15 protein-coding genes are annotated in these 21,567 nt (G+C 73.5%); 2 read left to right on the forward strand and 13 right to left on the reverse strand.

Annotated features, from left to right (window positions below; genetic code table 11):
- Positions 1–55 precede the first annotated feature (55 nt).
- Entirely contained in the window at positions 56–1,174 is a 1,119-nt protein-coding gene (locus ACZ4QV_RS06075) for a M48 family metallopeptidase (RefSeq protein WP_361144186.1), read from the forward strand.
- Here ACZ4QV_RS06075 and ACZ4QV_RS06080 read toward each other — a convergent pair.
- The 13 genes from ACZ4QV_RS06080 to ACZ4QV_RS06140 form a co-directional block, all read right to left on the reverse strand.
- Positions 1,137–2,285 carry an SCO2583 family membrane protein gene (locus tag ACZ4QV_RS06080; protein WP_467762623.1) on the reverse strand — a complete coding sequence of 383 codons (1,149 nt, stop codon included), beginning with the start codon at positions 2,283–2,285 and terminating at the stop codon, positions 1,137–1,139. The two genes, ACZ4QV_RS06075 and ACZ4QV_RS06080, sit on opposite strands and share 38 nt — an antisense overlap.
- Before the next feature lie 154 nt (positions 2,286–2,439).
- Complete coding sequence (locus ACZ4QV_RS06085; protein ID WP_361144191.1) at positions 2,440–3,075, reverse strand: SCO2584 family spore wall biosynthesis protein; 636 nt, start codon at positions 3,073–3,075, stop codon at positions 2,440–2,442.
- Positions 3,076–3,213: 138 nt separating this feature from the next.
- A complete protein-coding gene (locus tag ACZ4QV_RS06090; RefSeq protein ID WP_125056295.1) occupies positions 3,214–4,482 on the reverse strand; it encodes a glutamate-5-semialdehyde dehydrogenase in 1,269 nt (422 codons plus the stop codon).
- A gap of 153 nt (positions 4,483–4,635) precedes the next feature.
- Positions 4,636–5,133: a hypothetical protein gene (locus ACZ4QV_RS06095; RefSeq protein ID WP_361144194.1), complete on the reverse strand. Its 498-nt coding sequence runs from the start codon at positions 5,131–5,133 to the stop codon at positions 4,636–4,638.
- A 357-nt stretch (positions 5,134–5,490) separates the two neighbouring features.
- Positions 5,491–6,609 (reverse strand): glutamate 5-kinase, encoded by a 1,119-nt coding sequence (gene proB / locus ACZ4QV_RS06100; protein WP_361633360.1) that lies wholly within the window; start codon positions 6,607–6,609, stop codon positions 5,491–5,493.
- Between the two features lie 265 nt (positions 6,610–6,874).
- Positions 6,875–8,311 carry a GTPase ObgE gene (obgE, locus tag ACZ4QV_RS06105; protein ID WP_361144200.1) on the reverse strand — a complete coding sequence of 479 codons (1,437 nt, stop codon included), beginning with the start codon at positions 8,309–8,311 and terminating at the stop codon, positions 6,875–6,877.
- A gap of 142 nt (positions 8,312–8,453) precedes the next feature.
- Positions 8,454–8,711 (reverse strand): 50S ribosomal protein L27, encoded by a 258-nt coding sequence (gene rpmA, locus ACZ4QV_RS06110; RefSeq protein ID WP_030020524.1) that lies wholly within the window; start codon positions 8,709–8,711, stop codon positions 8,454–8,456.
- A 14-nt stretch (positions 8,712–8,725) separates the two neighbouring features.
- Positions 8,726–9,046, reverse strand: a complete 321-nt coding sequence (gene rplU, locus ACZ4QV_RS06115; RefSeq protein ID WP_031001886.1) for a 50S ribosomal protein L21 — start codon at positions 9,044–9,046, stop codon at positions 8,726–8,728.
- A gap of 227 nt (positions 9,047–9,273) precedes the next feature.
- Complete coding sequence (locus ACZ4QV_RS06120; protein ID WP_467762624.1) at positions 9,274–13,299, reverse strand: Rne/Rng family ribonuclease; 4,026 nt, start codon at positions 13,297–13,299, stop codon at positions 9,274–9,276.
- A gap of 250 nt (positions 13,300–13,549) precedes the next feature.
- Positions 13,550–14,293, reverse strand: coding sequence for a TIGR03936 family radical SAM-associated protein (locus ACZ4QV_RS06125; RefSeq protein ID WP_361144206.1), 744 nt, complete (start codon positions 14,291–14,293; stop codon positions 13,550–13,552).
- A 118-nt stretch (positions 14,294–14,411) separates the two neighbouring features.
- On the reverse strand, positions 14,412–15,620 hold the full coding sequence (locus tag ACZ4QV_RS06130) for a hypothetical protein (RefSeq protein ID WP_361582365.1): 1,209 nt from the start codon (positions 15,618–15,620) through the stop codon (positions 14,412–14,414).
- 123 nt (positions 15,621–15,743) lie between these two features.
- Positions 15,744–17,669, reverse strand: coding sequence for a TIGR03960 family B12-binding radical SAM protein (locus ACZ4QV_RS06135; RefSeq protein WP_361144211.1), 1,926 nt, complete (start codon positions 17,667–17,669; stop codon positions 15,744–15,746).
- A gap of 232 nt (positions 17,670–17,901) precedes the next feature.
- Positions 17,902–19,596 carry a CYTH and CHAD domain-containing protein gene (locus ACZ4QV_RS06140; protein ID WP_361582369.1) on the reverse strand — a complete coding sequence of 565 codons (1,695 nt, stop codon included), beginning with the start codon at positions 19,594–19,596 and terminating at the stop codon, positions 17,902–17,904.
- 296 nt (positions 19,597–19,892) lie between these two features.
- On the opposite strand from ACZ4QV_RS06140, the gene ACZ4QV_RS06145 reads away from it, so the two are divergent.
- Complete coding sequence (locus ACZ4QV_RS06145; RefSeq protein ID WP_361582372.1) at positions 19,893–21,272, forward strand: family 2B encapsulin nanocompartment shell protein; 1,380 nt, start codon at positions 19,893–19,895, stop codon at positions 21,270–21,272.
- The last annotated feature ends 295 nt before the right edge of the window (positions 21,273–21,567 follow it).

Consider the following 21,567-nt stretch of genomic DNA (forward strand, 5'->3'; position numbering starts at 1 on the left):
TGTCAGTGGCGTCCTCTAGTCTGAATCACACGCAGTCGAACAGGGGGAGGCCCCAATGACGGAGAGCCCAGGCGGCAGCGAGCGCGTACCGAGCCGGGACCGCAGGCGGTTCCCCGGGATCTCGTCCCGCGCCTACGAGCACCCGGCAGACCGTTCCGCGCTCGTGGCCCTGCGCAAGCTGAGCGGGTTCGACACCGTCTTCAAGACGCTCAGCGGCCTGTTGCCGGAGCGCAGCCTGCGGCTGCTGTTCCTGTCGGACTCGGTGCGCGTCAGCGACCAGCAGTTCGCGCACCTCAACGACATGCTGCGGGACGCCTGTTACATCCTGGACCTGGAGAAGGTCCCGCCGATGTACGTGAACCAGGACCCCCAGCCGAACGCGATGTGCATCGGTCTGGACGAGCCCGTCATCGTGCTGACCACGGGCCTGGTCGAGCTGCTCGACGAGGAGGAGATGCGCGCAGTCATCGGCCACGAGGTCGGCCACGCGCTGTCCGGTCACGCGGTGTACCGCACGATCCTGCTGTTCCTGACGAACCTGGCGCTGAAGGTCGCCTGGATCCCGCTGGGCAACGTCGCGATCATGGCGATAGTGACGGCGCTGCGCGAGTGGTTCCGCAAGTCGGAGCTGTCGGCGGACCGGGCCGGGCTGCTGGTCGGACAGGACCTGCAGGCGTCCATGCGCGGACTGATGAAGCTGGCCGGCGGCAACCACCTGCACGAGATGAACGTGGACGCGTTCCTGAAGCAGGCCGAGGAGTACGAGGCGGGCGGTGACCTGCGCGACTCCGTGCTGAAGGTGATGAACATGCTGCCGCGCAGCCACCCGTTCACCACCGTGCGGGCGGCCGAGCTGAAGAAGTGGGCGGCCAGCCGCGACCACCAGCGCATCATGGACGGCCACTATCCGCGCAGGGACGAGGACAAGGACACCTCGGTGTCCGAATCCTTCCGTGAGTCCGCCGCGCACTACGCCGAGTCGGTGCGCACCAGCAAGGACCCGCTGATGGGTCTGGTGCGCGACATCGCCGGCGGCGCCGGTGACCTCGGCGGCAAGCTGCGGGACACGGTCTTCCGCGGCGGCTCCCGGCCCGGCGGTACGGGCGGCTCGGGCGGTGCGAACGGGTCGGACGGCGCTAACGGTCCGGACGAGCCGGGCCCGGCTGGGAAGTAACCGCCAGTTTCCCGCACAGCCCCGTGTTCGAACGGCCGCGGGCGTACGGGTCGGTGGCCGCCGGCCCGGCGTCCCCGGCCCGTTGCCCCGCGAGCAGCGGCCGCAAGGCGCTCGACGCGTCGGCGGAGCAGGACATCGGCCCCGCCTGGAGGTTGCTCTCCAGCACCTCCAGGCGGTGGTCGTCCAGGTCGTCGCGGCTGATCCGGAAGCGCAGTTCGCGGCGGACGGTGAACAGCGAGGCAGCCGGGGCCTGTTGCCCCGCCGTGGCCTCGGCACCGGCCCCCGCGCCCCCGGCCGTACGGGCACCGGCCCCAGCACCCGCACCAGCCGGGCGTACCGCGTAGGCGAAGGTGAAGTCGGCGCTCACCTCCAGCGCGTCCGCGCCGACCTCGGTGGCCGACAGGGTGCCGGTCACCCGCACATCGGTGTCGGCCAGTTCCACCTCGTCCGGGTCGAAGCGGGTCAGCCAGCCGGTGGCCGCGTGCCGCCCGTCGTCGGCCGGGTGCGCCAGACTCCGGTCGAACTGGTCGAGTTGGCCGGGGTCGAGCAGCAGCCCCACCGGCCGTACGGAACCTCCCGTCAGGGTGGCCGGGTCGATCGAGGAACGCACGATGTAGTCCTTGGCGAGAGTCAGGGCGGAGACGACCTGACCGTCCGAGAAGTGCTCGGTCCGCGAGACCGCGGGCAGGTTCACGCCCGCCGCGCCGATGCGGTACTGCGCCGCGGGGCTGCGCGCGAAGAGGTCGGCCGGTTTGCCACCCGGCACGGCGCCGTCCGGCGCCAGCGGCACGACCGTGGACCGCAGCGGCTCCGCCGCCATCGGCTCGGGTGGCCGGTAGGGGTGGCGGACCCCCATGTAGATCGCGGTGCCGAAGGCGATGACGATCAGCAGGGCGAGGAGCACGGCCTGCCGGGCGCCGCCGAGCCGGGCCCAGGCGTGCCGGGTGCGCACGGCCCGTGCGTGGTCCTCCATGCGCTCCCTCGCCGAGTACTCCTGAAGGCGTGCAGCTCGTACGAACGATTCGTCGAAGACGACGGATCGGTATTCGTCCTCTCCGCCTCCCGCGGCGCCCCCGGGGGTCCCTTCGGGAGGGTCACCAGCACCGGCCATACCACAAGGGTAGGTCTGTGGAGGCGCCGATAAACGCCCTGGTACGGGACAAGTTCGGCGGGTTCTGCCGGAGCTGTGCCCCCCGCTTGCGGTGGCCGGACCCGTTCACGGGAGCCGCCCGGCGCGCCCGGGGAGGCGTGCGGGGCCCCGGCTCTCAGCCGGTGCGCGGAGCGGCGGAAGCCGGGGGCGGCGTCGACTCGGCCGAGGCGGACGCCGACGGCACCAGGCTGGAGCGGACGGGCGGTACGCCGTCCACGCCGCTGGTCGCGGGCGGGGGCGCCGGAGTCTGCGTGCGCCCGCCGGACGCGCCGCGGTAGACCGCGGAGAAGGCGAGCGCGACGAGGCCGATGCCCATGAGAACGGCGAGCACCCAGGCCACCGGGCGGTGCCAGCGGACACTGCCGCGGTACGGGCGCAGGGCGCCGCCGTACGGGCCGTACGGTCCGTGGGGTCCGTACGCGTCCGGATCCGCACCCCGCTCGCGGGCGGCGCCGGTGCCGCGGCCGTAGCGGCGGCCCGGGGTGCGGGGCCGGCCGTCCTGGGCGTCGTCGGCGTCCGGGTCGGTGCCGTACCCCGGGCGGGCGCGGGCGGCGTCGGCCTCGGCGCGTGCCTGGGCGGCGGCCAGCATCCGTTCCACCGCGGTGGGTTCGTGGAAGCGCGCGGACCGCACGAAGTCCTCGTCGAGGACCACGGAGGCGAAGTCCTCGTCCGCTTCCCCGTGGCTCGGCTGCCTGTGCTCGTCGGGCTCCTCGCCGTCCGGGAACGGCTTGCCCCCCACGTCGTCCGGCACCCGTCCAGACTAGCCCGGGGCGGTCGGTCGTGGGCGGGTAGCACGGGAATTCGGCCGCGGACCGGAGGACGGCACCTGGCACCGGTCCCGCCCCGGCCCACCCGAGTCCCCCGCCCGCACCATCAGCGCATGCGGCCGTCAGCGCGTGTGGCCGTCCCCGGTGACGACGTACTTCGTCGAGGTCAGCTCCGGAAGCCCCATCGGGCCGCGGGCGTGCAGCTTCTGCGTCGAGATGCCGATCTCGGCGCCGAACCCGAACTGGCTGCCGTCGGTGAAGCGGGTGGAGGCGTTGACCGCGACCGTCGTGGAGTCCACGAGCTGGGTGAACCGGCGGGCCGCCGCCTGCGAGGTGGTGACGATCGCCTCGGTGTGCCCGGAGGACCAGCGGCGGATGTGCGCCACCGCGGCGTCCAGGTCCTGCACGACGGCCGCGGCGATGTCGTACGAGAGGTACTCGGCCGCCCAGTCCTCGTCCGTGGCCGGCGCGACCAGGCCGGGGCCGGCCTGCTGCCACGCGGTGTCACCGTGCACGATCACCCCGGCCTGGGTCAGCGCCTCCAGCGCCCGCGGCAGGAACGTCTCCGCGATGCCCGCGTGCACCAGGACCGTCTCGGCGGCGTTGCAGACGCTGGGCCGCTGCGCCTTGGAGTTGATCAGGATGTCCAGCGCCATGTCGATGTCGGCGTGCTCGTCCACGTACACATGGCAGTTGCCGGTGCCGGTCTCGATCACCGGGACCGTGGACTCCTCGACGACCGTACGGATCAGCGAGGCGCCGCCGCGCGGGATCAGCACGTCGACCAGGCCGCGCGCCCGCATCAGCTCGCGCACCGAGTCGCGGCTCTCCCCCGGCACCAGCTGGACGACGTCGGCCGGCAGCCCGACGCTCGCCACCGCGTCCCGCAGCACCTCGACCAGCGCCGTGTTCGAGGCGTAGGCGGAGGACGAGCCGCGCAGCAGCACCGCGTTGCCGGCCTTCAGGCACAGCGCGGCGGCGTCCACGGTCACGTTCGGCCGGGCCTCGTAGATGATCCCGACGACGCCCAGCGGGACGCGGACCTGCCGCAGGTCGAGGCCGTTGGGCAGGGTGGAGCCGCGCAGCACCTCGCCCACCGGGTCGGGCAGCGCCACCACGTCGCGGACGTCGGCGGCCATCGCGGTGACCCGCTCGGGGGTCAGGGTGAGCCGGTCCACCAGGGACTCGCCGGTGCCCGCGGCCCGTGCCTTGGCGACGTCCCCGGCGTTGGCGGCGACGATCTCTTCGGTACGGGCCACCAGGGCGTCGGCGATGGCGAGCAGCGCGCCGTCGCGCGCGGTGCGCGGCTGCGGCGCCAGGACGGCCGCCGCCTCCTTGGCGCGCCGGGCGGTCTCGATGACGGGTGAGGAGTGCGCTGATTCGCTGGTCATGGCGGAAAGCGTAACCGGGCGGCGGAGTGCGGTCCGGCCGCGTTCCATCTGGCAAGACGTCGTGGCCCGCGCCCACCGGTACGGGCGCCGCGGGCCACGGTCCGCCGCCTGCCGGTACCGGTGCCCCTGCGGGTGCCCGCAGGGGCACGGGTGTCAGTACGGATGCACGCCCACCCGGGACGCGGGCGGCGGCCCGTACCCCTCGGCGACGCGCTGGTGGTACGTCTCCCGGTCGATGACCTCCAGGCCGACGATCTCCCACGGCGGCAGCCCGGCCGAGGAGCGGTGCTCGCCCCACAGCCGCAGGGCGACCGCCGCGGCGTCGTGCAGGTCGCGGGCCTCTTCCCAGTAGCGGATCTCGGCGTGGTCGTTGGCGTAGCGGCTGGTCAGCAGGAAGGGGTGGTCGTGGGCGAGCTGCTCCAGTGCCCGCCGGACCTCCTGGACGGGGGCCTCGGCCCCCGAGACGCTGAGGGTGACGTGCCACAGCCGGGACGCCTCGCGGCGCCCGGGCGACGGCCGCTCGGACGTCGCCCCGCCCGGCCCGGCACGGTCCCCGGACGCGGACCCGCCGGCCGGTCCGGCGGGTCCCACGCTGGTCAGTGTGCGCTCCGCCGTCCCTCGGGGCAGCGCCCCTGAGCGCCCTCGTCTCACCGGCGGCCTCCTGTTATGCGTATCGCTCCGCTCGTACCCACGGGGGCGGAGCCGATCGGTGCTGTCTTCCGTCACCGGCACCGGCCCGCCGCCGGCTGCGCCGCCGCGTACGGACCGCTCGGGTCAGCGCGGATCGCGCTGCTCCGGGGCCCGGTCGCGGGCGGTTCCTCGGCAGTGGTCCGGCACTGCTGTCCCTCGGCGCGCACTCGCGCGCGGCGGACGGCGCTCCCCGGACGCCGTCCCCGCAACAAAGTTGACCAGCCCGCGGGCCGTCGCGGGGGCATTTTCGAGAAGGTCTCCGTGGAAAGGCTGGTCTTTGGACCTTTCCTGCCACTTGTTTCCCTGTTGTGACGGCCGTCAGTGGTGCAGTACGACCAGATCGTCCCGGTGCACGACCTCGCGTTCGTACGCGGGCCCCAGCTCGCGGGCGAGGTCACGGGTGGAACGGCCGATCAGCCGCGGGATCTCCCGCGCGTCGAAGTTGACCAGGCCACGGGCGACGGCGCGGCCCGCGGTGTCCCGGAGCTCGACCGGGTCGCCGGCGCTGAACTCCCCGTCGACCGAGGCGATGCCGGCGGGCAGCAGCGAGGAGTGCCGTTCGACGACGGCCTCGACGGCGCCGTCGTCCAGCACCAGCGCGCCGCGCGGGGTGGAGGCGTGCGCCAGCCACAGCAGCCGGTCGGCGGAGCGGCGGCCGGTGCGCAGGAAGTGGGTGCCGGTGGGGCCGCCGGCCAGGGCGCCGGCGGCGTGCACCGCGGAGGTCAGGACGACCGGGACACCGGCCGCGGCGGCGATCCGGGCCGCCTCGACCTTGGTGACCATGCCGCCGGTGCCGACGCCGGCCCGGCCGGCGCTGCCGATCGAGATGCCTTCCAGGTCGGCCGGGCCGCTCACCTGCGCTATCCGGGAGGTGCCGGGCAGGCTCGGGTCGCCGTCGTAGAGCCCGTCCACGTCCGAGAGCAGCACGAGCAGGTCGGCCCGTACGAGGTGGGCGACCAGGGCCGCCAGCCGGTCGTTGTCGCCGAAGCGGATCTCGTCGGTGGCGACGGTGTCGTTCTCGTTGACGATCGGTACGGCGCCCATGGCCAGAAGCTGGTCCAGGGTCCGGAAGGCGTTGCGGTAGTGGGCGCGGCGGCTGGTGTCGTCCGAGGTGAGCAGGACCTGGCCGACGCGGCGGCCGTAGCGCGCGAAGGAGGCGGTGTAGCGGGCGACCAGCAGGCCCTGGCCGACGCTGGCGGCGGCCTGCTGCCGGGCCAGGTCGCGCGGGCGCCGGTCCAGGCCCAGCGGCGCCAGGCCGGCCGCGATGGCGCCGGAGGAGACCAGCACGATCTCCTTGTCCTGGTGCTTGGCCAGCACGTCCACCAGCGCGTCCACCCGGTCCGCGTCCAGACCGCCGCTCGCCGTGGTCAGCGAGGACGAACCGACCTTGACCACGATCCTGCGGGCGTCCGTCACGTCCTGCCTTGCGCCTGCCACTGCCTACCCCTGTGCTCGCCTGTGCGCCGCCGCGTACGGACGGTCCCGTGTCCGGGAGGTTCCGTACGGGTGTTTCCGTACCACCGCAATCTACGGCAGGGGGACCGGCGGGCGCCCGCCGGATTCCCACGGCCCGCCCCGCCGGCCGCTGTGGGGCTCACCCTTGAGGCGGCGCGGAGCGGCGTACGGCACGGGAAAGGCCCCCGGGAGCACCGGGGGCCTTCCGCACGTACGTACGGCCGCGGGAACGGACGACGGCACGGACTCAGAACGGACGGAAGTCCTGGTACTCGTCCTCCGCCTCGTCCCGCGCCGCCTCGCGGTCGCGGCGGCGCTGCGCGGCCGGGCGCGGCGCCTCCATGCGGTGGTCCTCACCGCGGCGGCCGAGCATCTCGGCGCCCGCCGCCATCATCGGCTCCCAGTCGAAGACGACCGCGTTGTCCTCGGGGCCGATCGCGATGCCGTCGCCGGCCTGCGCGCCGACCTTGCGGAGCTGGTCCTCGACGCCGAGGCGGTTGAGGCGGTCGGCGAGGTAACCGACGGCCTCGTCGTTGTTGAAGTCGGTCTGGCGCACCCAGCGCTCCGGCTTCTCGCCGCGGACGCGGAAGAAGCCCTCGCCCTCCGGGGTGACCGTGAAGCCCGCGTCGTCCACGGCCTTCGGGCGGATGACGATACGGGTGGCTTCCTGTACGGGCTTGGCGGCACGGGCTTCGGCGACGATGCCGGCCAGCGCGTACGACAGCTCCTTGAGGCCGGTGCGCGCGACGGCCGAGACCTCGAAGACGCGGTAGCCGCGCTCCTCCAGGTCGGGGCGGATCATGTCGGCGAGGTCCTGCCCGTCCGGGATGTCGATCTTGTTGAGGACGACCACCCGCGGCCGGTCGTCCAGGCCGCCGTACTGGGCCAGCTCCGCCTCGATGATGTCGAGGTCGGAGACCGGGTCGCGGTCCGACTCCAGGGTCGCGGTGTCCAGGACGTGCACCAGCACCTCGCAGCGTTCGACGTGCCGCAGGAACTCCAGGCCCAGGCCCTTGCCCTGGCTGGCGCCGGGGATCAGACCGGGGACGTCCGCGATGGTGTAGACGGTCGAACCGGCCGTGACCACGCCGAGGTTGGGGACCAGGGTGGTGAACGGGTAGTCGGCGATCTTCGGCTTGGCGGCCGAGAGCACCGAGATCAGCGAGGACTTGCCGGCGCTCGGGTAGCCGACCAGCGCGACGTCCGCGACGGTCTTGAGCTCCAGCACGATGTCGCGGGCCTCGCCGGGCTCGCCGAGCAGCGCGAAGCCGGGGGCCTTGCGGCGGGCGGAGGCCAGCGCGGCGTTGCCGAGGCCGCCGCGGCCGCCCTGCCCCGCCACGAAGGTGGTGCCCTGGCCGACCATGTCGGCGAGCACGTTGCCCGCGCGGTCCAGGACGACGGTGCCGTCCGGGACGGGCAGGACCAGGTCCTGGCCGTTCTTGCCGGCGCGGTGGTCACCGGCGCCGGGCTGGCCGTTGGTGGCCTTGCGGTGCGGGTGGTGGTGGTACTCCAGCAGCGTGGTGACGTCCTGGTCGACGACCAGGATCACGTCGCCGCCACGGCCGCCGTTGCCGCCGTCCGGGCCGCCGAGCGGCTTGAACTTCTCGCGCATCACGGAGGCCACGCCGTGGCCTCCGTTACCCGCGGCGACATGCAGCTCGACGCGGTCCACGAAGGTGGTCATGGTGGGAATGCCTCCAGATACGACGGAATTGTCTCTGTACTAACACGCCAAGGGCGGACCGGCCTTCCCGCGTACTGCGGGGAGAGGCGGTCCGCCCTCGGAGTGGTGCTGCTGAGCTATCGCTCGATGCCGGAGTGGTGGGTCACTCGGCGATCGGAACGATGTTCACGACCTTGCGGCCACGGTGGGTGCCGAACTGCACCGCACCCTCGGCCAGGGCGAACAGGGTGTCGTCGCCGCCACGGCCGACGCCCGTGCCCGGGTGGAAGTGGGTGCCGCGCTGGCGGACCAGGATCTCACCGGCGAGGACGGCCTGACCGCCGAAGCGCTTCACGCCGAGCCGCTGAGCATTGGAATCGCGACCGTTCCGAGTGGACGATGCGCCCTTCTTGTGTGCCATGTCTCCTCAGTCCCTTACTTCGCCGGCGAGTCGATGCCGGTGATCTTGATCGCCGTGTACTGCTGGCGGTGACCGATCCGCTTGCGGTAGCCGGTCTTGTTCTTGTACTTCAGGATGTCGATCTTGGCGCCCTTGTGGTGGTCCACAATCTCCGCCTGGACCTTCACCCCGGCCAGCACCCACGGGTCGCTGGTAACCGACTCGCCGTCGACGACGAGCAGCGTCGAGAGCTCGACCGCGTCGCCAACCTTGCCGGCAGAAATCTTGTCAACCTCGACGATGTCGCCGACAGCAACCTTGTGCTGACGACCACCGCTACGCACGATTGCGTACACGCGGATCTCACTCTCTCGCTAGATACGGGACCACTGATGCCAGCCGCTCACACGGGTTCGTGAGATCCCGTGGAATCCGAGTGGACGAGCGGCCTCCCCCGGCGGACCGGGAGGTGTTTGCTCAGGGGTTTGGCGTACTACAGACGCCGACGGTCAAGGTTACGGGGCCTTGACCGGGGGGTCAAACCGGCCCCGGGCACGTGGGCCCGGGGCACGGTCCGTCCGGTTCAGTCCTCCGTCGAAGCCGACACCGACGCGGCCGGGGCCTGCTCGGCGGCGGCGGTCTTCTTGGCCGCCGCCTTCTTCGTCGTGGTCTTCTTCGCGGTGGTCTTCTTGGTGGCGGCCTTCTTGGTGGCGGCCTTCTTGGCCGGGGCCTTCTCCGCCGCCGCCTTCTTGGCGGTGGTGGTCTTCTTCGCCGCCGCCTTCTTCGTCGTGGCCGTCTTCTTGGCCGCCGCCTTCTTCGCGGGCGCCTTCTTGGCCGCCTTCTTCGCCGCGGTCTTCTTGGCGGGCGCCTCCTCGGCGGCCTCCTCGACGGCGTCCGTGCTCACGGTGGCGTCCGTGCCCGCAGCGGCGTCCACGGGAGCCTCCACGGCCGGTTCGGCGGCTTCGGCAGCCGGCTCGGGCGCGGGCTCGGCGACCGGCTCCGGTGCGGCCTCCGCCGCCGGGGCCTCCTCGGCGGCCTTGGGCGAACCCGCGGGAGCGGTCGCCTTACGGGTCGCACGACGGCGCGGACGGGCCGGTGCGGGCTCCGCGGCCGGTTCCGGCTCCACGGCGGGCTCCGGCTCGGCGGCCGGCGCCGGCTCGGCGGCCTCCACCACGATCGCGGCGGCCTCGGACGCCTTGGGCGCGCCCGCCGGTGCGGACACCTTGCGGCTGGCGCGACGGCGGCCACGGCCGCGTGCGCCGCCGGCTGCCGCCTCGGCCTCCGCCGGGCTGCCGAACCACTCGTCGGTGTCGGCCACCGCGGGCTGCAGCTCCGCCTCGGTCACCGCGACGGGCTCCAGCTCGGGGTGCTCGTCGGCGCGCGCGGTCTCCGCGTCCTGGTGCTCGTCGTGGTGCTGGTGGTCGTGCTGCTGGTGGTCCTGGCCGGACCCGCCGCCCTTGCCCTTCTTCTTGCGCTTGCCGCCACCGCCGCCGGCCGAGGCCGGCTGGTCCATGTGGACGATGACGCCGCGGCCGTTGCAGTGCACGCACGACTCGGAGAAGGACTCCAGCAGGCCCTGGCCGACCCGCTTACGGGTCATCTGGACCAGGCCCAGCGAGGTGACCTCGGCGACCTGGTGCTTCGTACGGTCGCGGCCCAGGCACTCCAGCATCCGCCGCAGCACCAGGTCCCGGTTGGACTCCAGCACCATGTCGATGAAGTCGATGACGACGATGCCGCCCAGGTCGCGCAGCCGAAGCTGGCGCACGATCTCCTCGGCCGCCTCCAGGTTGTTCCTGGTCACGGTCTCTTCGAGGTTGCCGCCCTGACCGGTGAACTTCCCGGTGTTGACGTCGATGACGACCATGGCCTCGGTCTTGTCGATCACCAGCGAACCGCCGGAGGGCAGCCAGACCTTGCGGTCCAGCGCCTTCATCAGCTGCTCGTCGATGCGGTACGTCGCGAAGACGTCCACGTCCGAGGTCCACTTCTGGAGGCGGTCGGCCAGGTCCGGCGCCACGTGCGAGACGTAGCCGTGGATGGTCTGCCACGCCTCGTCACCGCTGACGATGACCTTGGAGAAGTCCTCGTTGAAGATGTCGCGGACGACCCGGACGGTCATGTCGGGCTCGCCGTACAGCAGGCTCGGCGAGCTGGTGGAGCCCGCCTTGGCCTTCTTCTGGATGTCCTCCCACTGCGCCTGCAGGCGCTCCACGTCGCGGCGCAGCTCGTCCTCGCTGGCGCCCTCGGCGGCGGTACGGACGATGACGCCCGCGTCCTCGGGGACGATCTTCTTCAGGATCTGCTTCAGCCGCGCCCGCTCGGTGTCCGGCAGCTTGCGGCTGATGCCGGTCATCGAGCCCTCGGGCACGTAGACCAGGTAGCGACCGGGCAGCGAGACCTGGCTGGTCAGGCGGGCGCCCTTGTGGCCGATCGGGTCCTTGGTGACCTGCACCAGCACGGACTGGCCGGACTTCAGCGCGGTCTCGATGCGGCGCGGCCCGTTGGCCATGCCGAGCGCCTCGAAGTTGACCTCGCCCGCGTACAGCACGGCGTTGCGGCCCTTGCCGATGTCGACGAAGGCGGCCTCCATCGACGGCAGGACGTTCTGCACCTTGCCGAGGTAGACGTTGCCGACGTACGAGGTCGACTGCTCCTTGTTGACGAAGTGCTCGACGAGCACGTCGTCCTCCAGGACGCCGATCTGGGTGCGCTCGCCGCTCTGGCGGACGACCATCACCCGCTCGACGGCCTCGCGGCGCGCCAGGAACTCCGCCTCGGTGATGATCGGCACCCGGCGGCGGCCCTGCTCGCGGCCCTCGCGGCGGCGCTGCTTCTTGGCCTCCAGACGCGTCGAGCCCTTGATGGACTGGACCTCGTCGGACGGCTCGTCCTTCTTGCGGGGCTCGCGGACCTTGACGACCGTGCGCTCCGGGTCGTCGCCGCCCTGCTGGCCGGCGTCCCCGTCACCGAGGTCACCGCTGCGCCGGCGCCGGCGACGGCGCCGACGGCTGCTGCTGGAGCCGCCGCCCTGCTGGTCGTCGTCGTCCTCCGCGGCGGACGCGGCCTGCTCGGCCTGCTCCTCCTCGGCGGCCGGCTGCCCGGCGTCGGACGGCCCGTCCTCACCGGACTGCTCGTCGCTGCCGTCGGCGGCCTCGCCGCGACGGCGGCGGCGGCCACCGCGACGGCGGCGGCGGGAGGGGCGGTCGCCCGACTCGTCGTCGCCCTGCGCGGCGTCGCCGCGCTCGTCGTCGGTGTCGTCGTCGGAGTCGTCGGTGTCGTCCTGGATGGCCTGCGTGTCCTGGACGGGCTCGGCCTTCTCCGCCTTCGGGGCGGGCGCCTGCTCGGCCGCGGGCTGCTGCTCGGGCTCGGCGGCGGCTCCCCGGCGGCGACGGCGGCGGCCGCCGGACGCGGGCTGCTCGTCCTGCTCGGCGGCGGGCTCCTCGGCGGCCTGCTCGGCCGCGGCAGCGGCAGCCGCGGCGGCGGTCTCCGGGGTCTGGAACATCGGCTCGGTGAAGACCGGCGCCTGGAACACGGCCGTCGGCGGACGGCGGTCACGGCGGCGGGAGCCACGGGCGGCGGGCTCCTCCGGCGCGGCCTCGGCCTCGGCGCGCGGCTGCTCGGCGGTGGCCTGCTCCTGCTGTGCGGTCTCGGCCGCACGGTCGGTACGGCGGCGCGAGCGACGGCGCGGCGTGTCACCGGAGCCGGACGCCGGCTCGGCGGCCTCGGCGCCGGAAGCGGCGGGCTGAGCGCTCTCCGCGGCCTCGGCCGCCTGCGGGGAGCCCGCGGGGGCGGTGGCCTTACGGGTCGCACGGCGGCGCGAACGGGCGGGCTTGGTGTCCTCGGCGGGCGCGGCCGGAGCCTCTTCCTGGGCCTGGGCCGCGGCGGTCTCCTCGGCCTCGTCCTCGTCCTCGGCGTCCGCCTGCGCCGGGGCGGCCGCCTGCGGCTGCTCGGCGGCGGGCTGCGGCGAGCCGGTGGGCGCGGTGGCCTTACGGGTCGCACGGCGGCGCGAACGGGCGGGCTTGGCGTCGTCGGACGCGGCGGGCTGCTCAGGGGCGGCGGGCGCGGCGGCCTGGTCGCCGGACGCGGCCTGCGCCTCGGGGGCCTGCGTCTCGGCGGGCGCCTCGGCGTTCGGCGAGCCGGCGGGCGCGGAGGCACGGCGGGTGGCGCGACGGCGGGGGCGGGCGCTCGGCGCCTCGTCCTCGGCGGCCGGCTGTGCCTCCCGCGGGGCCGGCGCCGCGGCGGCCGGAGCCTCGGCGGAAGTCTGTGCGGTCTCGGCCGCCTGCGGGGAGCCCGCGGGGGCGGTGGCCTTACGGGTGGCGCGGCGGCGGGTGCGCGCCGGCTTGGCGTCGTCGCCGGAGACGACCGTCGAGGCGGCGCCCTGGTCGTCCTGCGCGGCGCTCACGGCCGCGCTGCCGGTCGCCTCGGTACCGCTGTCCGCGGTCACCGGGCTCCCGGCGGTGGCGCTCGCCGCCCCCGAGGGCGGGCCGGCCGGCCGGGAGGCGGCGCGGCGCCGACGGCGCGGCGGCAGCGTGTCGCTGGGGGTGCCGCCCTCGGAGGACTGCTCCGAAGGGCCGCTGGGTTCGTTGGGCTCAATGGGTTCGAGCATGCGGGCGGTTCTCCCGTCACGCTCCCGGGCGCCGCGCCTGGATCCGGACGCGGCCCGCCGGTGTGGCACGGTGCCGCCCTCCGGGGCGCGGGCGCCGCACGGGAGCTGTCGTCTCGCTCGCCGGGCCCGTAGGTCGGGGACCGGCGAAAGTCTGCTGGTCAGTGCGTCTGCCGGACCGGGGTGGCTCCCTGGCTGATCGGCGACGCGACGACGGCGGTCCTGTGCAGAACCGTCCGGCGCCTCGCGGCGCTCAGCCGGCGGCCGTTGTTGTGCCGGCCTCGGCAGCGTCGCGGTCGGGCGCGAGCGGGTCGGTCACCGCGCCGGTCTCCTCATCGAGCAGCCCCTGCGCCAGCCTGGTCACCGCTGCGGGGACCGGCGGCGCCAGGTCGGCCGTAGCTCGGAGGCCGGACAGGACGTCGTCGGGTCGTACGGCAGGTGTCAAATGCCGAACAACCAGCCGCAGTATCGCACAGGCTTTGCCGTCCGGCCTATCGCCCTCGGGGGCGACGGCTTCCAGGCGGGTGACCGCGCCGCGCGCGTCGAAGGTCCGCATGCCGTTCTTCGTACGGCGTTCGACCTGCACTTCTTCGGCGGCGAGGAACGTCTCGGCGGCCCGTGCCGCCTCGGCCGGCTCGACGCCGTCGAGCCGCAGCTCCCACACCGACGCCTGCAACCGGTCGGCGAGGCCGGAGGTACGGGCCTCCACCGCGTCGGTGATGTCCAGACCGGCCGGCAGCGACTCGTCGAGCAGCTCCCGGAGCATGGCCGGATCGCGGCGCTCGGCGAGCTGGATCTCCAGGTACTCGGCCTCGCTGCCCGTACCGGTCGGCGCGGCGTTGGCGTACGACACCTTGGGGTGCGGGGTGAAGCCCGCCGAATAGGCCATGGGGACCTCGGCGCGGCGCAGCGCCCGCTCGAAAGCGCGCTGGAAGTCGCGGTGGCTGGTGAACCGGAGGCGGCCGCGCTTGGTGTAGCGCAGTCGGATGCGCTGCACCGCCGGTGCGGGCGGCGGGCCTTCGGGCTGTCGCTTGCCCAGTGTTACTTCTCCTTGGTGTGAGGGCGCTGCCGGACGTCACCCCGCGCGGGGCGGGGACGGTCCGTCCGGATGACGCCTACCCGGCGTCGCCCGGCCCGGGCCCCCGCCCAGGCGAGGACACGTCGCGCCCGGACGTCTTACCTAGAGTACGTGCCCGCGGTACCCCGGGTTCCCGCCGGGGCCGCGGCACCGCGGCGCGCTCCGGCTGCCCGGGTGCTCCGAACAGGGCCCGCCGGAGGTCGGCGCGGGTCTGCCGGACGGACTGCCGGGCGGCGGCCAGCCCCTGCCGTACGGACCGGCCGGCCGCGCCCGCCGCGCGCCGCACCGGGCGCCACAGGCCGTCCCGTACGGCATGGCCCACCGGGGTGAGAACGGTGCGGTACGCCCAGCGGAACGGCTCGACGAAGATCCACCGCAGGAGTGTGCCGAGGGCCCGGCCGACGGCCCGGGACACGTACCCGGCCACCCGCCAGCAGTGACCGAACGCGGCACCGGTCTCGCGCACGACGACGGTCACGGCGCCGACGACGGCCCGGCCCACCGGGGCGAGGACGTACCGCCACACCGCGACGGCCGGTACGACGACCGTCCACCGTACGAGGGCGGTGACGGCGGCCGCGATGCCGCGGGCCAGCCAGGCGACGCCGTGCCCGACGGGCGTCAGTACGTGCCGGTGGCACCACTGGGCGGGGAGCACGACCAGATGACGGCCGAGCCAGGCCAGCCCCGCCCCCAGCCCACGGACCAGCCGGCCGAAGCCGCCCGCGAGCCGCCTGAAGGCATGACCCACCGGAGTGAGGACCCAGCGGTACACCCAGAGCGCCGGCGCCACGACCAGGTGACGGACCAGCCAGGCCACGGCCACCCCGACGGCCACCCCGGCCGGCACCAGCACATACCGCCACAGAGCGGCCCACGGCCAGTAGAACAGCGCCTTGGCCAGCCAGAGCAACGCCGTACCGAAAGCCCGCGCGGTCCAGGCGATACCGTGTCCGATCGGCGTGAGGACCCGGCGGTACACCCAGGTCAGCGGCGCGACGACGAGGACGTGCCCCAGCCAGGACAGCCCGCGCCCCACAGGACGCAGCACCCCGCGGTGCACGGCACGGCCGCAGGCCGCGAGCGCGTCCCAGACCATGCGCACCGGCACCACGAGCACCAGGACGGCAATCCGCACCGGCAGCCGGACCACCCGCGTCAGGCAGCCCTCTCCCGGCGCGTACGGCTCCGGCACCCGGTCCCGTTCGTGCTCCTTGACCAGCGACGACCCACCCGTGGACTCCATCCGGTTTTCTCCCCCTCGCACCCGTTATGGGCACCGACGCACACATGCCGCGGCCCGGCCGCCGCATCGCTGCGGGGGCCGGGCCGGGGCACGGGCCGTGGCGCGCTCGCGCGCCTGGATCGCTTACTTGACGACGGTCAGCGGCAGCAGCTTCTTGCCCGTCGGGCCGATCTGGATGTCGAGATCGAGCTGCGGGCACACGCCGCAGTCGAAGCACGGGGTCCAGCGGCAGTCCTCGACCTCGGTCTCGTCGAGGGCGTCCTGCCAGTCCTCCCAGAGCCAGTCCTTGTCCAGACCGGAGTCCAGGTGGTCCCAGGGCAGGACCTCCTCGTACGTCCGCTCACGGGTGGTGTACCAGGCGACGTCCACGCCGTACTCGGGCAGCGTCTCCTCGGCGGCCTTCATCCAGCGGTCGTACGAGAAGTGCTCGCGCCAGCCGTCGAAGCGGCCGCCGCCCTCGTAGACGGCGCGGATGACCGAGCCGACGCGGCGGTCACCGCGCGAGAGCAGGCCCTCGACGATGCCGGGCTTGCCGTCGTGGTAGCGGAAGCCGATGGAGCGGCCGTACTTCTTGTCGCCGCGGATCTTGTCGCGCAGCTTCTCCAGGCGCGCGTCGGTCTCCTCGGCGGAGAGCTGCGGCGCCCACTGGAACGGCGTGTGCGGCTTGGGCACGAAGCCGCCGATGGAGACCGTGCAGCGGATGTCGTTGGAGTTGGCCACCTGGCGGCCCTTGGCGATCACGTTGACCGCCATGTCGCCGATCTGGAGGACGTCCTCGTCGGTCTCGGTGGGCAGGCCGCACATGAAGTACAGCTTCACCTGCCGCCAGCCGTTGCCGTAGGCCGTGGCGACCGTACGGATCAGGTCCTCTTCCGAGACCATCTTGTTGATGACCTTGCGCATCCGCTCGCTGCCGCCCTCGGGCGCGAAGGTCAGTCCCGAGCGTCGGCCGTTGCGCGTCAGCTCGTTGGCAAGATCGACGTTGAAGGCGTCGACGCGGGTCGACGGCAGCGACAGGCCGATCTTGTCTTCCTCGTACCGGTCGGCGAGGCCCTTGGCGATGTCGCCGATCTCGGTGTGGTCCGCGGAGGACAGCGACAGCAGGCCGACCTCCTCGAATCCCGTGGCCTTCAGACCCTTGTCCACCATCTCGCCGATGCCGGTGATGCTTCGCTCCCGCACGGGGCGCGTGATCATGCCTGCCTGGCAGAAACGGCAGCCGCGGGTGCAGCCACGGAAGATCTCGACCGACATCCGTTCGTGGACGGTCTCGGCCAGCGGGACGAGCGGCTGCTTGGGGTAGGGCCACTCGTCCAGGTCCATGACGGTGTGCTTGGACACCCGCCACGGGACGCCGGAGCGGTTCGGCACGACGCGCGAGATGCGCCCGTCGGCCAGGTACTCCACGTCGTAGAACTTGGGGACGTACACGCTGCCGGTCCTCGCGAGGCGGAACAGCAGCTCGTCGCGCCCGCCGGGACGGCCCTCGGCCTTCCAGGCGCGGATGATGTCGGTGATCTCCAGCACGGCCTGCTCGCCGTCGCCGACCACCGCGCAGTCCAGGAAGTCGGCGATCGGCTCCGGATTGAACGCCGCGTGACCGCCCGCGAGGATCAGCGGGTGGTCCTCCGTACGGTCCTTGGCCTCGATCGGGATGCCCGACAGGTCCAGGGCGGTGAGCAGGTTGGTGTAGCCCAGCTCGGTGGAGAAGGAGACGCCGAGCACGTCGAAGGCGCTGACCGGGCGGTGCGCGTCGACCGTGAACTGCGGCACCTTGTGCTCGCGCATCAGCGCTTCGAGGTCCGGCCACACGCTGTACGTGCGCTCGGCGAGCACGCCCTCGCGCTCGTTGAGGACCTCGTAAAGGATCATGACGCCCTGGTTGGGCAGCCCGACCTCGTAGGCGTCCGGGTACATGAGCGACCAGCGCACATCGCAGGAATCCCAGTCTTTGACGGTGGAGTTGAGCTCTCCACCGACGTACTGGATGGGCTTCTGGACATGCGGGAGAAGCGCTTCCAGGCGCGGGAAGACCGTCTCGACAGGCATCGCGGCGTCTTTCATGAGCTGGCAGGGGTGACCATCCAGCGTACCTCGGGAACGCGGCCCTGTTGACGAGACCGCCCTGGTGGGCAAGGGGTGACGGCGCGCGGACGGTGGGTCACCGGGCGGGCGGCGGCCCGCCGGGCGTGGCGCGGACCCGTGCTGCCCGCCACGCCACGGTCACCGCCACGGTCGTCGCCGCCGTCCCGCCCCCGCCCGCCGGCTCACCCGCGGCGCGTCACCCGCGCAGTTTCCTGCGGTGTGCCGGCTTCGACGCCTTCCGCCACACCCCGGGCAACTCCCGCTCCCCGGCCGCCGCGACCGCCTCCTCCCGCCCGTACAGCAGTCCGAAACTGAAGCCGCCCTCTCCCGCACCGTGCGCCTGTACGGCGAGGTCCCGCAGCGCCGCTCGGGCCAGCACGCTGTCCTGGTGTTCGCCGAGCAGTTGCTGCACCCGCTTCATGCGGGTGGCGAACTTCTTCGCCGGACGGCCCAGCACCGGCGTCGCCGCCTCCGCCGCGTACCGCACCCGCTTGGCCGCCTTGCGGGCGGCGTGCAGCGCCTCGTCGCGTTCCGGCCCGGGCGGCGCCGCCAGCGCGGCCGCCATCCGCCCGTCCAGCCGCCGGTAGTCCTTGAGCACGGCCTTCGCCATCGTGCGCCCCGGCGGGCGGGCCGCGGCCGGACGCAGCGGCGGGTCCGCCAGGAGCGTGTGCAGGCTCTCCAGCAGCGCCAGGTGCCGCGCCCCGTCCAGGACCGCGAGCAGCGACTGCCGGGAGCCGAGACGGCGGCGCTGCGACCACAGGCGCAGGCGCGCGGCCACCGGGCCCAGCCGCAGCTCACGCGGCAGCTCCCGCAGCCCCTCCCGCAGCCGCTCCGCCAGCACCTCACGGTCCCGGTCGACACCCAACTCACCGGCCAGCCACTTCAGTTCGTCGCTGATCGGATCGGTCACCGACCGGTCCAGCACCGCACCGTACGAGCGGAAGGCGCTGCGCAGCCGGCGGGTGGCGACCCGCATCTGGTGCACCGAGTCGGGTACGTCCCGGCGGACGGCCGGGTCCAGCTCGACGAGGGTGCGGATCTGCTCACGGACGTAGGCGAGGACGGCGTCACCGGCGGTACGGAGGCCGGCGGACCGGGGGGACACGCCGGCTTTTCCGGCCTTGCCGACCTTGCCGGGCTTGCCGGGCTTGGTCGCCTTGCCGGGTTTCCCGGCCGGGTCGGGCTTCCCCCGCTTCACCCGCTCCTGCGGCTGCTGGTCCGCCGTCTCCGCCAGCGCGCGGGCCAGCTTGGACGCCGAACTCGCGGGCCGTACCCCCGCGGCCGCGAAAACCTCCTCCACGGCGTCCAGGAGAGCGGGAGTCGCGTCCCCCACCAACTCCACCTCGATCTCGCGCCAGCGGACACCGACCGTCACCCGGCTTCCCGCAGACTCCTGGCCGTGGTCCTGATCCTGGTCGTGGTCGTGACCCTGACCCTGGTCCGGCCCCGCACCGTCCACCCGGTGCGCCACCACCTCGTCGACCGCCACCTCGGCGAGCGGCTCTCCCCGCTCGCTCTCCAGCACCCGCAGCGTGCGCCGGGTCCGCAACTGCGCCACCGGCGCCAGGCGTGCGCCGCGCACCCGCGAGCGCACCAGCGCCGCGAGCTCCGGCGGCACCCGGTCGGCGAGCGGCATCCGCACCTCGTCCCGTACGCCGGGGGCGACCGGCAGCTTCAGGTGCCAGCCCGCGTCGCCGCCCCCGGTGCGCCGCCGCAGCGTGACGCCGTCGGCGGCGAGCCGTTGGTCCGGGGTGTCGTAGTAGGTGGCGAGCAGGACTACGGTGCCCTGGTCCGCGACGGCCGCGACCCCGGCGACGCCGGTCAGGTCGGGCAGTTCGGTGCTGTCATCAGCCTCGTACTTTCGCTCGATTTCCCGCACGGTGTCCGCCATGGATCGAATCTAGCCGCGTGTGCGGCGCCGAGGCAGTCCCCGACCGGACGTTCCGACGGTGGCGCGCCACCCGCCGGAGGAGTTCCGGGCTGGCCACGCGGCGTCCGCACCGCAATCAGTTCATCTCCGCACGAACACCTGCGAATGCCGGACAGCTCCTTTCCGGCCGGTTGCGGAAATACGCCGTCTTGCCGTCGGCAGTTGCCGCTCGGACGATCGGTCCCCTCATCCCGCGTGCGGACCGCGGCGGCCACGAGGGCCGCGGTGCGTCCGCGCGCCCTTTCGCGAGGAGAGCGATGACCACCAACGGCCGCCAGAGCCTCAGTCCCGATGCGGCACGACAACTCGCCACCGCCACCAAGACCACGCCGCAGATGCGCGGCATCACCCCGCGCTACCTGCTGCGCGCCCTGCCGTGGGTGGACGTCGAGGCCGGTGTCTACCGCGTCAACCGCCGCCGTACCTTCATCCTCGGCGACGACCGGATCAGCACCTTCTCCGAGGGCGACAGCCACCGCATCGTGCCCGAGGACCTGCGGGAACTGCCGTTCCTGCGGCAGGCCGACGAGGGGCAACTGCGCGAACTGGCCGAGACGTGCGACGAGGTGACCTTCGAGGCCGGACAGTTACTGTGCTCGGAGAGCGACAGCGCGGACCGGCTCTGGGTGCTCGTACGGGGCCGCGCGGAGAAGCGGGTGACCGGCCGCTACGGCGAGGACGCGCTGCTGGAGATCGTCGGCGACGGCCAGTTCTTCGACCTGGAGGCCTGGGCCAGGGGCGAGACGCTGCCGTACCGGGTCCGCGCCCTCACCCCCGGTGTCGCGCTGTGCGTCCACCGCTCCAAGCTGGCCGAACTGGCCGACCGCGACGAGTCGTTGCGCACCTCGATGGAGTCCTACTGCTCCGGCGAAGGGCCCACGCCGGGCGCCGAGGCGCCGGTCGACCTGGCCTCCGGGCACGTCGGCGAACCGGTGCTGCCGGGCACGTACGTGGAGTACGAGGACGCACCGCGCGAGTACCACATGAGCCTCGCCCAGACCGTGCTGCGCGTGCACACCCGGGTCGCCGACCTGTACAACCAGCCCATCGACCAGACCCGGGCGCAGAGCAACCTGACCGTGCACGCCCTGCGTGAGCGGCAGGAGTCGATGATGCTCAACCACCCGGAGTTCGGCCTGTTCAACCAGGTCGCGCCGGGGATGCGGGTGCAGCCGCGCACCGGCGCGCCGACGCCGGACGACCTGGACGAGCTGCTGGCCAAGGTGTGGAAGCAGCCCGCGTACTTCGTGGCGCACCCGCGGGCGATCGCCGCGTTCGGGCGCGAATGTACCCGCCGGGGTGTGCCCCCGGTGACCGACACCCGGTTCGGCAGTCCGCTGCTGACCTGGCGCGGCGTGCCGCTGCTGCCGTCCGACAAGGTGGGCATCAACGGCGCGGGCACGACGGAGATCCTGCTGATGCGGGTGGGCGAGGCCGAGCAGGGCGTGGTGGGTCTGCGCCCCAGCTCGGTGCCCGACGAGGCGGAACCCGGCCTGTCCGTCCGCAACATGGGCGTGGACCAGAAGGCCATCACCTCGTACCTGGTCACGGCCTACTTCAACACCGCCGTCCTGGTCGAGGACGCCCTGGCCGTCCTCCAGAACGTCGAGGTGTCCAAGTACCATGACTACTCCTGAGGTCACGGGGCTCACGGCACCGCTGAGCGCGCTCCTGGGCAAGGGGACGAAGGCCGGCACCGCGACCCCGGCGGCGTCGCCTGCCGCCGGCACGGCCCCGGCCGGGCCGGCGAACACGGCACCGGAGACGTCAGCGGCCGCCTCACCGGCCACGGCACCGAGCATGGGAGCGGCTCCGGGCGCGGGGGCGACCGTCGTACCGGCCGCGGCCATGGCGGGCCTGCCGGGCATGCCGCCGGTTCCGAGCGCGGGCTCCGGCAGGGGCGGCGCGTCGTCAAGTGCCGCACCCGGTACG

It is taken from the genome of Streptomyces sp. NPDC026394 (genome assembly GCF_055567735.1).

Excerpts from the sequence above, each read along its gene's own strand:
- ACZ4QV_RS06120 (WP_467762624.1), bottom strand. The coding sequence starts at position 13,299 with ATGCTCGAACCCATTGAGCCCAACGAACCCAGCGGCCCTTCGGAGCAG.
- ACZ4QV_RS06140 (WP_361582369.1), bottom strand. The coding sequence starts at position 19,596 with ATGGCGGACACCGTGCGGGAAATCGAGCGAAAGTACGAGGCTGATGAC.
- ACZ4QV_RS06130 (WP_361582365.1), bottom strand. The coding sequence starts at position 15,620 with ATGGAGTCCACGGGTGGGTCGTCGCTGGTCAAGGAGCACGAACGGGAC.
- ACZ4QV_RS06090 (WP_125056295.1), bottom strand. The coding sequence starts at position 4,482 with ATGACCAGCGAATCAGCGCACTCCTCACCCGTCATCGAGACCGCCCGG.
- ACZ4QV_RS06135 (WP_361144211.1), bottom strand. The coding sequence starts at position 17,669 with ATGCCTGTCGAGACGGTCTTCCCGCGCCTGGAAGCGCTTCTCCCGCAT.
- ACZ4QV_RS06145 (WP_361582372.1), top strand. The coding sequence starts at position 19,893 with ATGACCACCAACGGCCGCCAGAGCCTCAGTCCCGATGCGGCACGACAA.
- ACZ4QV_RS06080 (WP_467762623.1), bottom strand. The coding sequence starts at position 2,285 with ATGGCCGGTGCTGGTGACCCTCCCGAAGGGACCCCCGGGGGCGCCGCG.
- rpmA (WP_030020524.1), bottom strand. The coding sequence starts at position 8,711 with ATGGCACACAAGAAGGGCGCATCGTCCACTCGGAACGGTCGCGATTCC.
- obgE (WP_361144200.1), bottom strand. The coding sequence starts at position 8,311 with ATGACCACCTTCGTGGACCGCGTCGAGCTGCATGTCGCCGCGGGTAAC.
- ACZ4QV_RS06075 (WP_361144186.1), top strand. The coding sequence starts at position 56 with ATGACGGAGAGCCCAGGCGGCAGCGAGCGCGTACCGAGCCGGGACCGC.